The 12,858-nt window shown below is 67.9% G+C and carries 14 protein-coding genes; 6 read left to right on the top strand and 8 right to left on the bottom strand.

The window, feature by feature from the left end:
* Window positions 1–67: 67 nt before the first annotated feature.
* Together FHT02_RS04875 and FHT02_RS04870 are read right to left on the bottom strand one after the other, a co-directional pair.
* On the bottom strand, window positions 68–1,576 hold the full coding sequence (locus FHT02_RS04875) for a DUF4139 domain-containing protein (protein WP_184084980.1): 1,509 nt from the start codon (window positions 1,574–1,576) through the stop codon (window positions 68–70).
* Between the two features lie 2 nt (window positions 1,577–1,578).
* On the bottom strand, window positions 1,579–2,994 hold the full coding sequence (locus FHT02_RS04870; protein WP_184084978.1) for a DUF4139 domain-containing protein: 1,416 nt from the start codon (window positions 2,992–2,994) through the stop codon (window positions 1,579–1,581).
* Between the two features lie 129 nt (window positions 2,995–3,123).
* On the opposite strand from FHT02_RS04870, the gene FHT02_RS04865 reads away from it, so the two are divergent.
* Entirely contained in the window at window positions 3,124–3,351 is a 228-nt protein-coding gene (locus FHT02_RS04865; protein ID WP_184084975.1) for a hypothetical protein, read from the top strand.
* A 37-nt stretch (window positions 3,352–3,388) separates the two neighbouring features.
* On the opposite strand, the gene FHT02_RS21850 is transcribed toward FHT02_RS04865, so the two are convergent.
* Complete coding sequence (locus FHT02_RS21850) at window positions 3,389–3,517, bottom strand: hypothetical protein (protein ID WP_281393031.1); 129 nt, start codon at window positions 3,515–3,517, stop codon at window positions 3,389–3,391.
* Here FHT02_RS21850 and FHT02_RS04860 point away from each other — a divergent pair.
* Window positions 3,507–3,884, top strand: coding sequence for a hypothetical protein (locus FHT02_RS04860; protein ID WP_184084972.1), 378 nt, complete (start codon window positions 3,507–3,509; stop codon window positions 3,882–3,884). The two genes, FHT02_RS21850 and FHT02_RS04860, sit on opposite strands and share 11 nt — an antisense overlap.
* Before the next feature lie 57 nt (window positions 3,885–3,941).
* On the opposite strand, the gene FHT02_RS04855 is transcribed toward FHT02_RS04860, so the two are convergent.
* Both FHT02_RS04855 and FHT02_RS04850 read right to left on the bottom strand, forming a co-directional pair.
* A complete protein-coding gene (locus tag FHT02_RS04855; protein WP_425506411.1) occupies window positions 3,942–4,367 on the bottom strand; it encodes a glycine zipper 2TM domain-containing protein in 426 nt (141 codons plus the stop codon).
* Between the two features lie 184 nt (window positions 4,368–4,551).
* Entirely contained in the window at window positions 4,552–5,376 is an 825-nt protein-coding gene (locus tag FHT02_RS04850) for a cupin domain-containing protein (RefSeq protein ID WP_184084965.1), read from the bottom strand.
* Between the two features lie 264 nt (window positions 5,377–5,640).
* Here FHT02_RS04850 and FHT02_RS04845 point away from each other — a divergent pair, with 264 nt between their 5' ends.
* Together FHT02_RS04845 and recN are read left to right on the top strand one after the other, a co-directional pair.
* Window positions 5,641–6,513 carry an outer membrane protein assembly factor BamD gene (locus FHT02_RS04845; RefSeq protein ID WP_184084962.1) on the top strand — a complete coding sequence of 291 codons (873 nt, stop codon included), beginning with the start codon at window positions 5,641–5,643 and terminating at the stop codon, window positions 6,511–6,513.
* A gap of 54 nt (window positions 6,514–6,567) precedes the next feature.
* Window positions 6,568–8,229, top strand: coding sequence for a DNA repair protein RecN (gene recN / locus FHT02_RS04840; RefSeq protein ID WP_184084958.1), 1,662 nt, complete (start codon window positions 6,568–6,570; stop codon window positions 8,227–8,229).
* Here recN and FHT02_RS04835 read toward each other — a convergent pair.
* Window positions 8,226–8,675, bottom strand: a complete 450-nt coding sequence (locus FHT02_RS04835; protein WP_184084956.1) for an NUDIX domain-containing protein — start codon at window positions 8,673–8,675, stop codon at window positions 8,226–8,228. The genes recN and FHT02_RS04835 overlap by 4 nt on opposite strands.
* Window positions 8,676–8,763: 88 nt before the next feature.
* Here FHT02_RS04835 and FHT02_RS04830 point away from each other — a divergent pair, with 88 nt between their 5' ends.
* Window positions 8,764–9,045 carry a hypothetical protein gene (locus tag FHT02_RS04830; protein WP_184084953.1) on the top strand — a complete coding sequence of 94 codons (282 nt, stop codon included), beginning with the start codon at window positions 8,764–8,766 and terminating at the stop codon, window positions 9,043–9,045.
* A gap of 166 nt (window positions 9,046–9,211) precedes the next feature.
* Window positions 9,212–9,574, top strand: a complete 363-nt coding sequence (locus tag FHT02_RS04825; RefSeq protein ID WP_184084950.1) for a hypothetical protein — start codon at window positions 9,212–9,214, stop codon at window positions 9,572–9,574.
* Between the two features lie 43 nt (window positions 9,575–9,617).
* On the opposite strand, the gene FHT02_RS04820 is transcribed toward FHT02_RS04825, so the two are convergent.
* The gene (locus FHT02_RS04820) at window positions 9,618–10,637 is read right to left on the bottom strand and encodes a cell wall hydrolase (RefSeq protein ID WP_343056830.1); all 1,020 of its coding nucleotides are present in this window, start codon (window positions 10,635–10,637) and stop codon (window positions 9,618–9,620) included.
* 314 nt (window positions 10,638–10,951) lie between these two features.
* Window positions 10,952–12,589: a GH35 family beta-galactosidase gene (locus FHT02_RS04815; RefSeq protein ID WP_246352189.1), complete on the bottom strand. Its 1,638-nt coding sequence runs from the start codon at window positions 12,587–12,589 to the stop codon at window positions 10,952–10,954.
* Window positions 12,590–12,858 lie beyond the last annotated feature (269 nt).

The raw sequence follows: 12,858 nt of genomic DNA, 5'->3' as shown, positions 1-12,858 counted from the left end.
CAGGCCCAGCGCTTCAGCCCAAGCGCCGCGTGCTTTCAATAGCGCCCATTCTCAATAGCGCCCATTCTCAATAGCGGTAGCGCAACTCCGCCCGACCGCCCGGCGGCAGCACCGGCGACCAGGTGGCGATGCCATCGACCACCACCAGCGGTTCGCCCTCGCTGACGATCTCGTTCCCCGCGCGCGCGATCGGAAACTCTGCCGCGACTGGATACGGATTGGCGTTGGTGACGCTCAGTACCGCCTGTTTATCGGCAAGCACCGCCTGCTCCACCATCACCTGGCTGCTCACGCCCGCGCCCAGCCGCAGCGTCTCGCCCATCGCGCGATCGGTCATGCTGCCCAATCCGAGCAACAGCCGCTGGTCGCCGCGCCGTGCATACAGCGCCGTGTCACCGGCAGGCAGCGGCACGCCCAACCCTGCATCCTTCTCGTTCTTGAGCGCCAGCACGATGTCGGTCGGCGCGGCGTCGATCTTCTGTCCGGGGTAGATGACCTTCCGATAACGTCGCTCGAACGGCACCCGCGCCTGCGACAGCAGCGCCAGTTGCTTCTGCCCGCGCGGGGAGACGGTGACGCGCTCGGGCACGCGGTACAGCTTCAGGTCGCCCAGGTCCTCGGGCGGCGGCGGCGGCGCCGGGGGAGCAGGCGGCGATACCGGCGCCGGCATCACCGTGGCAGTTGACATGGCCATCCTGCTGCCAGTCACCACGATCTCGTCCGCTTCCTCGAACCGCTCCTCGCGCAGGTCCGAGGTGGTGGTGCCCAGCGGAAAGCACATCAGCCGCAGCGCCGCCACGGCGCGCTCGATCGGCTGCGTCCAGATCCGGTTCAGCCGCCCGGCCACCGCCTGCACTTGCGCGCCGGCAAAGCGCTCCGGGTTGGCGTTCGCCAGCGTCAGCCAGGCGAACAGATCAAAGCTGCCACCATCCGGCGCCATCGTCGCGACATAGCTGGCCCGCCAGTCGAAGCCGGAGGACAGATAGGTGAGCGTCACCGTCACCGTCTGCGCGCGCGTGCTGGTGGTCGTGACGCTGAGCACCGGCTTGCTCGACAGCCCGGCGGGGACTTCTTCGAAGCGTAGCTTCTCGGGCAGCCCCGAGCAACGCAGCGCCTCGATCCCGCTCCCGGTCTGCAGGATCACGCCAGGGGAGGGGCCAGCGACGATGGTCGCCTCCTCGCTCACCTGCTTGCCGGTCGCCTTGTCGGTGCGGGTGAGGGTAACCTGCCGCCCCAGCGTGCCGTCCACCAGCGCGGCGGGTGACAACAGCCGCGCGTCGCGGTTCTTCTCGATCGTCCCGCCGGGCAGCCCCTCGACGATCGCGCTCACCGGCACGATCCCCTCCGCCACGCCCTCGAACCGCACCACGGACGTTCCGCGCGGCAACTTCACGCGCCGCGTCTCGGTCACCATCGCGAATCCGCGCAGATAGCGAAGATCGATCGCGCCGCCGCCATTGGGCGCGCGGTAGACGGTCAGCGAGACGCGGTCAGGCGCCGGCGACGTGACGGTCTGCGCCCGCGCCGGCCCTGCCCCCACCACTGCCAGGGCCGTGCCTAGGAGTGTACGCCACATGCTCAGTACCGCGTGTCGAACGTCGCGGTGACCACCGCCTCCCCATTGGCAGGCACCGGCACCTGCCATGTCATCGCGCCCGCATCGGTGCGCTCGCCCTTGCCGCTGTCCGCCAGCACGCGCGTATCGCCCCAATCCAGCCCGTTCTGCACCAGCCGCACGGTTACCGATCGCGCCCGCGCGTTGGTCAGGCGGTAGCGCATTTCGGTGCGCCACCGCGTGCTCGAGATTCGCGTACGCGCCACGGTGGTCGCCTGAACCTTCACGTCGAACGCGTCGCCGGTGGGCAGCGCGATGTCCGAGCCCTGCGGCGTATGGTCGATCCGGTTCTCACCCGTGAACTGCGGCTGCCCGCGCGCATCGCGCACATAGACCCGCACCACCCCTGCGGGCAGCGCATCTCCAAGCCCGGCGGCCCCTGAGTTGGAGAAGCGCAGCATGGATTGGGCACTGCGGGGTTCTTCCGAACTGCCCAGCCAGCCATTATCGAAACGATAGCCCGAACTCGCCGCAGCGCCCTTCACATCCAGAAAGCTCACCTGCTTGGTCTGCTTGTCCGCGATCGTCGTGCGCTCGGCCAGCGGATACAGATAGAAGTCGCCCAGCTGTTCGCGACTGGCGGTTTCCGTGCCGGGCGCGATGCGCGTGACTCGCCGCGGCCGCGCGCGATATCCGCCGTTGCTATCATCGGCACTGCCGACCTCGCCGGCCACCAGCAATGTCTTGGCGTTGTTGAAGGTCGTGGCGCTGGTGTTCTTCAGCGTCACCCAGCCTTGGACGTCGATCTTCCCGCTCTTGTCGTCGAACAGCGCGACATAGTCCGCGCTCCAACCGAGCCCGCGGCTCAGATACGACAAGGCCGCCGGGCGCGCGCCGCTCCGGCTGCTTGCAAGGGTGACGGACAGGGTAGGGCGCGCCCGCAGCGATTCGGGCACGCGGTCGAACACCGCCCGCACCGGCAGGCCATCGTCGCGCAGCACTTCGATGCGCCCGCCGATGTCCAGCACCACGCCGCCATTCACTGCCAGCACACGCGCCCGCTCGCGGGTCTCGGCACCGGTCGCCGGGTTGGTCCGCACCAGGGTGATCGTTTCGCCCACCGCTTTTTGCATCAGGCTGGAGGGGCTCAGCAGGTCATAGTCGAAATTCTGCTCGACGATCGTGGCGTCGGGCACGGCCAGCGAAACCGTCTCGGCGCGGATCGCCGCACTGACATCGGGAAAGTCCTGCCGTACGCGCCCATTGCTCAGGCTGAGCGTCCGTACGTCCTGCACCAGCGCGACATCGTTGTTGTAGATGGTGACCGACACGTCTCCCTGTGCCGTGGAAGCATTCGCCGCTGCCGGTGCGTCTTGTGCGGCCACGCTCAACGGCAGCAATATCGCCGCGCACGCGCCAATCCCCATGACCGCCCGCATCGCACTCTCCCCCTTTGTTCGCCGCCAGCATGCCCGGCCTTCCTGCGCGTGGCAATGGCGGGACGGCGTTCTATACGGGGCCTTGCGTCCTATCTTGCCAACACACCCGCGCCACTCCATATTCCGCCCATGCTGAACCTGCTTTCCATCCTCATCGGCCTGGTGGCGCTGCCCTTCGCGGCCGTCGGCATCATCCCGATCCCGCTGCTGCCGCTGATCAATTGGATCGCGCTGCCGATCGCGATTGTCGGCACGGTGGTCGGCATGGCCTCGCGCAGCAATGGCGGACGCAATTTCAACCTGGTCATCGTCCTGATCAGCGGCCTGCGAGTGATGCTGACCGGCGGCATCATCTGACAGCCAAACTGGGCGGCTCGGCGTCGGCCGCCTCGCGTCAGACTTCGTGGGTCGATCGCTGACCGGTGGCGCTCAGCACGATCCGGCGCGCACCCTCGGGCTTGGCCTCGGACAGCCAGACCCGGATATTTGCCGTGGAGTCCAAGCTGGCGGAGATGTTCAGCAACCTGTATTCCCGCGGCGGCTGTGAGCAGGCGATCAAGATCGGGCTGGAACTGGCCGCCGATGCCGAATTGAACAAGAGCGGGCGGCTCTGGCTGTACATGGCGGCGGCCTATGGTCAGCAGCATGCCGCGTTGGTCCGCGCCGGGAACGCCGACGATGCGGCGCTGGCAAGCAGCAGGAACAGGGCGCTCGAGGCGGTGCGCAACGCCGTCTCGCTCGACCCGGCGGAAAACCTGCCAGCGTTCCGCATGCTCTACGACCGCACCGACACAGCCAGGCCAAGGGGGGAGAGCGATCTCGTGATATTCTTCGGCGATCCCGACTTCGACAGGATATTGCTGCCGCCTTCGCACGGCGACGCGATCTGACATGAAAAAGCCCGGCGGAAACCCGCCGGGCTTTGTTTTGCCGCATCGGCAAGCGCGTCAGCGGCAGCGCACGTTGCCACGGTCGACCGACGAACCCAGTGCTGCACCGGCGGCTGCGCCCAGCAATGTGCCCAGTGTGGACGAACGGCCATTGGACAGCGTGTTGCCCAGCAGCCCGCCGGCCAGGCCGCCAACGATCAGGCCGGTGGTGCCATCGTTGCGGCGGCAATAATATTGCCCGTTGCGGCCGCGATAGATCCGGTCGTTCCGGCTCAGGCGGCGCTCGCGATAATAACGCCCGTCGCGGTAATATTGGTCGGCATAATAGACGCGCTGACCCGGGCCGGGACGGTTGTAATCGTAATCGCGATAGCGGCGCCAGTCTCTGCGCGCCTCGCGGCGGTCGCGGCGGTCATAGCGGCCGTCTCGCCGATCGCGCCAGTCCTGGTCCATCGCAGCAGTGACGGCGGCGGTGCTCACCATCGACGCGGCCGTCGTGGCGGACGCTGCCGGCACGGCGGCGGGAAGGGTCGCGGCAGCCAGCGTGGCAGCAAGAAGAAAACGCATCGTCGCGACTCCATGTCGTTGTCGATGCGGTTTGAACGTGCTGCCCGCTTACGCGGTTGCGTGAACGGAAAACTACCTTCCGTTCACATCCCGTCCAGCATCAGATCCGCGTGTCGCCAGGATAGGCGAACAGCAAATCGCTGCCCATCTCGGCATGCAATTCGCAGCCCCCGTGCAGCGTCACGCACTCGCCGGCATGGAACGGCACGCCGTCCACCACGCCTTCGCCCTGCACCGGGATCAGCCACCCGGTCTTGCCCTCCGGCAGGGTTAGCGTGCGGTGACCGCCCTCCCAGCGTTCCAGGACGAACTTGGGCCCTTCGACCAGGATGGTCCGGTCATCGGCAACCTTGCCGGGCATCGGGTGCGGCACGAACGGACGCGCGTCGGATACCGCCACGCCTTCGTCCAGGTGCAGCTCGCGCGGGCGGCCATAATCGTACAGGCGATACGTGGTGTCGCTGTTCTGCTGAATCTCGATCAGGGTGATGCCCGCGCCGATCGCGTGCACCGTGCCCGACGGCGCATAGAAGAAGTCGCCCTGCTTCACCGGCTTCCAGTCGAGCAGATCCTCGATAGACCCGTCCAGCGCCGCGGCGCGCAGCGTCTCGCCATTTACCGGCGCTTTGGTCCCCAGTGCGATGGTGGAGTCCGGCTCGGCGGCCAGGATCACCCAGCATTCATCCTTGCCGCGCGGCAGCCCGCGGGCATGCGCCTGCTCGTCATCGGGGTGCACCTGCACCGACAGCTTCTCGGACGTGAACAGATATTTGATCAGCAGGTCGGGCGTGCTGTCGCCGGGCGTCTGGAACCACACCTCGCCCACCGGCTCGCCATCGGCGGCAGGATCGGTGAAGCCGGGATACAGGCTGTGCCGGCCCCAGGGCTTCTCGACGCGGTGAGTGGCAAGCAAAGTGGCAGTCACGGTTCTTCTCCGGTGCGGGGAGGGGATGTCGCGCTTCACCTAAGGGCGGGGCCGGGGAACGGCAATGGTATGGTTGCGGTACTGCAATCGTCCCCTGCAAGGGGAGGATTGCAGTTGAGCGCGACACCGCCACCCGCGCGACCCAACCGCCTGTACTTTCAAAGCGCGCGCGCGGCATCAAATCACCTCCCGCACACTTCCCGCCGCAATCCCGCCCTGAAAAGGATTGTTTGCCGCCACGCCCCTCGGCTAAGACGCCAACCCATGCGTAACTCCCTGTCGCGCGCCGCCGCGCTCGTGCTCCTCCCGGTCCTCGCTTTCTCCGCCGCCGGCTGCGCCCGCCGCGGGGGCGGCAATGCCGACCTGCCTTATGTCGCGCGCGACGTCGGCACGCTCTACACCGCGGCCAAGGACCGGCTCGACCGCCGCCAGTACAAGCTGGCCGCCGCGCTGTTCGATGAAGTCGAGCGCCAGCATCCATATTCGATCTGGGCGCGGCGCGCGCAGCTGATGGGCGCGTTCAGCTATTATCTGAACCAGGATTATGCCCAGGCGATCGCCTCGGCGCAGCGCTTTCTGGCCGTCCACCCGGGCAACCGCGACGCCGCCTACGCTTATTATCTGATCGGCCTGAGCTATTATGAGCAGATCGCCGACGTCACCCGCGATCAGAAGATCACGCAGCAGGCGCTCGACTCGCTCGGCGAACTCACACGCCGTTACCCCAACACCCGCTACGCGGCAGACGCACGGCTCAAGATGGACCTGGTGCGCGATCACTTGGCGGGCAAGGAAATGGAGATCGGCCGCTTCTATCAGCGCCGGGGCCAGTGGCTCTCCTCCACCAGCCGCTTCCGCTCGGTGGTGGACAATTACCAGATGACGACGCACGTGCCCGAAGCGTTGCTGCGCCTGACCGAGAGCTATCTAAACCTCGGCCTGCCCGGCGAGGCGAACAAGGCGGCCGCCGTGCTCGGCGCCAACTATCCCGGGACCGACTGGTACAAGCGCGCTTATGACCTGATGCAGGACAATCGCGAAAAGCTTGCCCAGGCACAGATCGAGGCACAGGCCCCGGCGCCGACCGCCCCTGCACCAACAATCCCCGCGCAGCCCCAGGCGACTCCGGCCACCTAAAAAGCGGGCGTGACGGCTTCCGTTCGCGCTGTGTTCCTGCGATAAGGCACGCGCATGCTGACGGCGCTTTCCATCCGCGATGTGGTCCTGATCGAGGCGCTGGACCTCGAATTCGGCCATGGCCTTGGCGTGCTCACCGGCGAAACCGGGGCGGGCAAGTCGATCCTGCTCGATGCGCTGGGCTTGGCGCTCGGCGCCCGCGGCGATAGCGGGCTGGTCCGCCAGGGCGCGGCGCAGGCGGTGGTCACCGCCAGCTTCGACACTCCGGCCAGCTATGGGGGCATCGCCAACCTGCTCGCGCAGAACGGCCTCGACCTCGAACCAGGCGAGCCCTTGCTGATCCGCCGCATCGTCAAGGCCGATGGCGGCAGCCGCGCGTTCGTCAACGATCAGCCCGCTTCTGCCGGGCTGTTGCGTGAACTCGGACCCCATCTGGTTGAGATCCACGGCCAGCACGACGACCGGGGCCTGCTCAACGCCCGCGGCCACCGCAGCCTGCTCGACGCATTCGCCCGACTTGATACCGGCAGCGTTGCGGTCGCCCACCGCGCCTGGCGGCAGGCCGAGGATGCGCTTGCCGTCGCCCGCGCCGAACAGGACCTGGCCGAGCGTGACCGTGAATGGCTCGAACACGCCGTCGCCGAACTGCGCACCCTGGCGCCCGAGCCCGGCGAGGAGGAGCGCCTCGCCGACCGCCGCGCCTCCATGCAGCGCGGCGAAAAGATCGCGACCGAACTCCAGTCGATCGCCGAATTGCTCGACGGCTCCGAAGGCGGCCTGACCCAGCTTCGCCAGGCCGCGCGCATCCTCGAACGCATCGCGCAGGGGCATGACGCGCTCGCCGAAGCCCTCGCCGCGCTCGACCGCGCGATCACCGAAGCCGCCACCGCGCAGGACGCGATCGACACCGCCGCCGAAGCGCTCGCCTTCGATCCCGCCGCGCTGGAGGCCGACGAGACGCGTCTGTTCGATCTGCGCGGCCTGGCGCGCAAGCACCGCGTCCAGCCCGACGATCTCGCCACGCTGCTCGAGGAACTATCCGCCCGGCTCGAGCGCCTGCAAAGCGGCGGCGCGGGCATCGCGGCGCTCGAACGCGGGGTCATTGACACGCACGCCACCTACGCCGCCGCCGCGCAGACCCTGTCGCTGGCGCGACAACAGGCCGCCGCCCGCCTCGACGCCGCGGTGGAGACCGAGCTCAAGCCCTTGAAGCTCGACTCCGCCCGCTTCCGCACCGCGGTGGAACCGCTCGACGAGGCGCAATGGACCGCCACGGGCATGGACCGCGTTGAATTCGCCGTCTCCACCAATCCCGGCGCCCCCTTCGCCCCGCTCATCAAGATTGCCTCGGGCGGCGAGCTCTCGCGCTTCATCCTGGCGCTGAAGGTCGCGCTCGCCGAACAGGCCGGCGCCGCCACCTTGATCTTCGACGAGATCGACCGCGGCGTCGGCGGCGCAGTCGCCAGCGCGATTGGCGAGCGCCTCGCGCGCCTCGCCGGCACCGCGCAGGTCCTCGTCGTCACTCACAGCCCGCAAGTCGCGGCACGCGGCACCCAGCACCTGCTCATCGCCAAGAGCCATGACGGCACCGTAACGCGCACCGGTGTCACCCCCTTGAGCGAAGCGCAGCGCCGCGAGGAGATCGCCCGCATGCTTTCGGGCGCCGAGATTACCGACGAAGCCCGCGCCCAGGCGCAGCGCCTGCTCGCCGCCTAGCCGCCGACCCGTTCCACAAAACGGCGCGCCCGCGACCCAAGTCCTTCCGGCAGCGCGTCGGCCGCAAATGCCGCCACCGCCTCGATCTCAAGCGACCGCGCCGGCCGGTATACCGCGCCCTCCACCAGGAACACCCGCACCGTATCGCGCTTGAAGTCGATCACATGCTCGAACCGGTCGGCTTGCCGGATCGACGTGTGACTGGCCAGCCCGATCTCCTCGCGCAATTCCCGCAGCATCGCCGCCTCGGGCGTCTCGCCGCGCTTCACGCCGCCGCCCGGCAAGTGCCAGCCTGCCCGGTAGGACAGCCGCACCAGCACCACATTTCCTCCAGGCGTCCGCACCACTGCCTGCACGCCCTGGCTATGCGGTCGCGTGAAGAACCACAGCGCGCGGCAAAGCCGTTGATAGGCGGACACGGCCAAACGGATGAGGAAGCGCGGCATGGCGCATCGATACGTCACTGCGCGCACCGGCGCGAGGCACCCATCGCCCGCCTGGCGCGTTGTTGCGCAAAGTCGCAGGGGAGTTGGTATGGACATCATCAAGCTACCGATCGGACAGGCCGCAGCCGGGAATGTCGATTGCATCCGCATTCAGGAGCTGCCGGATGGGCAATTCGAACTGAACGGCTCGGTGCTGTTGCAATGCGGCGATTCCGATGTGGCCGAATCGGTGGCGATGGTGGGCAGCGAGCCTTATCGCAGCGCTGACGCCGCCGAATCCGCCGGCATGGCCTGGGCTGCCGACCATTGCGTCGAGCAACTGCACGTCGCCCGCTCCGACGGCACCAAGCCGCTGCCCGATCCCGCCTGACCGCGCAGCGGCTGCCAAATGCTCGACGCGCGACATGAACGAACCCGTCGGGAATGCGACAAATAGCGACACAAAAGCGTCGGCGGTGGGACATTCGCGACACAGCCCATGCCCATATGTCTCCTCAGGCCGCTTCGGCGGTCCGGTTCTCAAGAGGAGAGTTTCCATGCAGAAGTTCGCACTCATGCTCGCAGGCCTCGGCATCGCCGCCGCCACCGTTCCCGCCGCGGCCATCGCCGCCCCGGCGCCCGCGTTCGCCCAGGCCGGCTGGCAGAATGTCAATGCGCGTCAGGCGCGGCTCGAAACACGCATCGACCAGGGCATCCGCTCCGGCGCGATCACCCGCCGCGAGGCCACCCGCCTGCGCAACGACTTCCGCGCCCTGTCGCGCCTTGAGGCGCAGTATCGCCGCTCGCGCCCGGGCCTGACGCTCAACGAACGCCGCGATCTCGATCGCCGCGTCGACGCGCTTTCGGCACGCATCCGCGTCCAGAAGCACGACAATCAGCATCGCGGCCGCCGCTGGTAAGCCGCACCCGCGCCCATCCCCTGCAGGCCAGGGGGTGGGCGCCCTATCGCAGCGGCTTGCCGCTGTCCTTCCACTTGTCGAGGATCTGCGATTCCCCGCTTGCGGCATAATCGTCCGCAACCGATCCGCTCTCGGCATAGGCCGGTTGCACGCGCTCCACTGGCGTCGCCGCCTTCACCGCCGCCGCGACCGCCTGCACCGGCGCCACACTGGCGGCCGTGACGGGGGCGGGGACCAGCCCTGCCATCTGCGGCACCGGCACGTCCACCGGCGCATGCGGCCCGGGCAGCGGCTCGCCGCCGCGGTACGCCTTGGCAAACGCCGCCGCCGTACCCCACCAGCCCTTCCAGCGGTGGAAGAAATGCGCGCCGAACACGCCGGTCATCACCAGGCTGCGGTTCCACGACGGAGTGACGGCATAAGTGTGGTAATGCGTCGCCAGGCCCACTGGCGCGAACACGCTGCCCGCCAGCGCCGCCGCCGCCACGCCCTGGGCCCGCATCCAGGCGCTGCGTGCCGGCACCCGCGCCATTGCGCCATCGCACGCAAAGCTGAACTGGCAGCCGCGCCGCTCCGATCCCTGATACACCACGCCGCACACGGTCGCTGGAAAGGCCGAGTGCCGCACGCGGTTGAGCACCACTTGCGCCACCGCCCGCTGCCCGTCCTCGGGCTCGCTCGCCGCTTCGTAATAGATTGCGCTGGTCAGGCATTGCAGCGCCCGGACGCGATCCTCCGCGGTGCCGGCCAGGCGAAAGGGTTGGGCAGGGCGCACCGATCCGCCGCCCGGCAGTTCGGCCGCTGCCGCAACCGGCACCGCCGGCAGCGCGATGGTGCCGGTCGTGCCTGCCGCGATTGCGGCATCGTCATCCACGGCGTTGTACAGCGCGGCGCCCGGAAAATGATCCTCGGCCTCATATCCACTGGCGGCGGCGTGGACCGCCACGGCGCCGGTCTCGGGCGGTTGCAGCGCCTGCGCGGAAAAGCCGGCGCCAACTGCCGAGACCAGCAGACCCGCCGCCAGCCCCCGCAATTGCATGCCGCTAAATCGCCGCCAGACCACGCCACATCTCCCCGCACCGGAATGGCGCGGACGGCAGCCCATATATTGCGCTTCGCCTGCGGGTGCGCCCCCCGTTTTAAGCGCGTCCGCAGCGACACAGCTTATGGTTAAGCTAAACTTTTGGTGGAGAACCCGTCGCGCGGACGCCCCTAGGTCGTATCGGGTGCGGCTGCGCAGCAGCCGCGCGGCGCGTGGCACCGCTCCAGCCCTCTCCAAGCTGCGCTAGGCAGCGGGCTGCCAAGCTTCGTTATCCTCTCCCCTATCAAGGGGAGAGGATAATCAGGCTGAATGTCGATACGCCCTGACGCCACGTCTTAGCGATAGCGGTACAGCCGCACGCGATAGACCCTGCCTTCGGCGGCATCCTTGGAAAACAGGCGAAGCGACTGGCCCTGTGCATTCTCGTCGCCGTTCAGCCGCCGCCCGGTCACCGTGCCGCTGTCGCGCAGCATCTGCTCGTCGATCGCCTCGATGCCGACGATGGGCGCGCCCGGGCGGTCGCTCGTGAAGCTGATCTGCACGTCGCCGCTGCCCAGCACGATGAATTCGTCCGGGCCGGTCTGCAGGAACATCGCGGCGACGCGGCTGGTGGGATCCACGCTGCCGTCCGGGCCGTTCGCGCGCGTCATGTTGACGACATAGTCGCCGATCCGGCCACGCCCCACGCGCTGCGCGGCGCCCTCCATCACCACCGTGTTGATCTTGCCCTCGGCCTGCTTCTGCAACACCAGCGGCGCCAACCGCTTGAGCTGACCATAGATGGCGCCGATCGCCGGATCGCCGTCATGGCCGGCACCCACGCCTACGCTCACGTCGCCGGCCAGCACGACTCCCGCGCCATCGACGCCAAAGGGTGAGAAGCCCAGGCCTTTCAGCGCGCCGATGGTATAAAGCAGATTGGCTGCCCCGGCTGCGCCGCCGCGCGCTTCGGGCACGAACAACACATTGTCCGGCCGCCGATATTCGGACGCCCAATGGGCGTAATTGTCGAAATAGATGTCGGGGGACAGGAAATCGAGCGAAGGCGCACCCGCTTTCCAAATGTCGAGCGAGGACGGCAGCGGCCCGCCGGAATTATACTGGCCCGGCTCGTAATTGGGCCGGATCAGCGCAGCGTTGGTAAACATGGGCAGGGCGTATTCGGCCTTACCGGCGGCGGTCACGCGCTCGATAAAGGTCGCGTACCACCATGACATGAACAGCGAATCGGTCATCGCGCCGTTGCCGAACACTTGCTGCCACGAACCGGTCATCGGGGCGCCCGCCGCCTCCCAGGCCGCACGCAGCTGCGGGTTGAGCGTGGCGCGGTGCGCGCTCAGATGGCGCATCAGCGGCTCGGGTACGGGCGCGCTGAAGGCGGCTTCGGCCGGTGCCGAATGGTCGCGCGATTCGGGGATCACCCCCACTTCGTTCTCGACCTGCACGAACAGCACCGTCTGGCGCGTGCCGTCGACCGCGCGGAGGTGCTGCATCAGCTTGGCGAACGCGCGCGCATCGGCGTCGCGCGCCGCGGTGGAAAAGGGCGACAGCCGCTCGGTCCCGCGCCCATCGGCGGTCTGCACCCGTGCGAACCGCGCCTGGTCGCGCTTCACCCATCCGGGCACATAGCTGGAATAGGTATTTTTCCACGATCCGAACCACAGGATCACCAGGCGCAGGTCATGGTCGCGCGCGCTCTTCAGCAGCCCATCGACATTGCTGAAATCGAACCGGCCTTCTTCCGGCTCGATCGTCTCCCACGCGACGGGAACCAGCAGCGTGTTCAGGTTCATCGCCTTCAGCCGCGGCCAGATCGGCGCCATATAGGCAAGGTCGCTGGTGCTGGAATTATGCGTCTCGCCGCCAAGCACCAGGTACGGCTTCCCACCGACGATAAGCTGCGTGGCCTCGCCGCGGCGCTCCAGGCGCGGCAAAGTCTGCGCTTGTGCGCTTCCTCCTGCGACCTGTGCCAAACTCGCAGCGGCCAGAACAAGAGCAGCTAACAACGTTCGCATTCGGGGGACCTCCGGCTGATCAACAGATCGGTTCAGCGCACAGCTTCGTTGCATGGCGGAAGCGCGGGCGCAATCGGCCAGCTGGCGCTGCGGAACGACGGACCTGGGCGCGGCTGTTCGGAACCGTTACGTCACCTTCGGGGCAGTGACCATGGCCGTCCAACTCGATGCCCTCCGCCGGGCAGCAAGGTTGTTCATGCCGTAAACTGAAGGCATGATGGCAGTAT

The sequence above is a fragment of the Sphingomonas xinjiangensis genome (assembly GCF_014199255.1).
Classification (GTDB): Bacteria; Pseudomonadota; Alphaproteobacteria; order Sphingomonadales; family Sphingomonadaceae; genus Sphingomonas; species Sphingomonas xinjiangensis.
The sequence above is the reverse complement of the archived record's forward strand: the minus strand, read 5'-3'. Positions and strand labels throughout refer to the sequence as shown.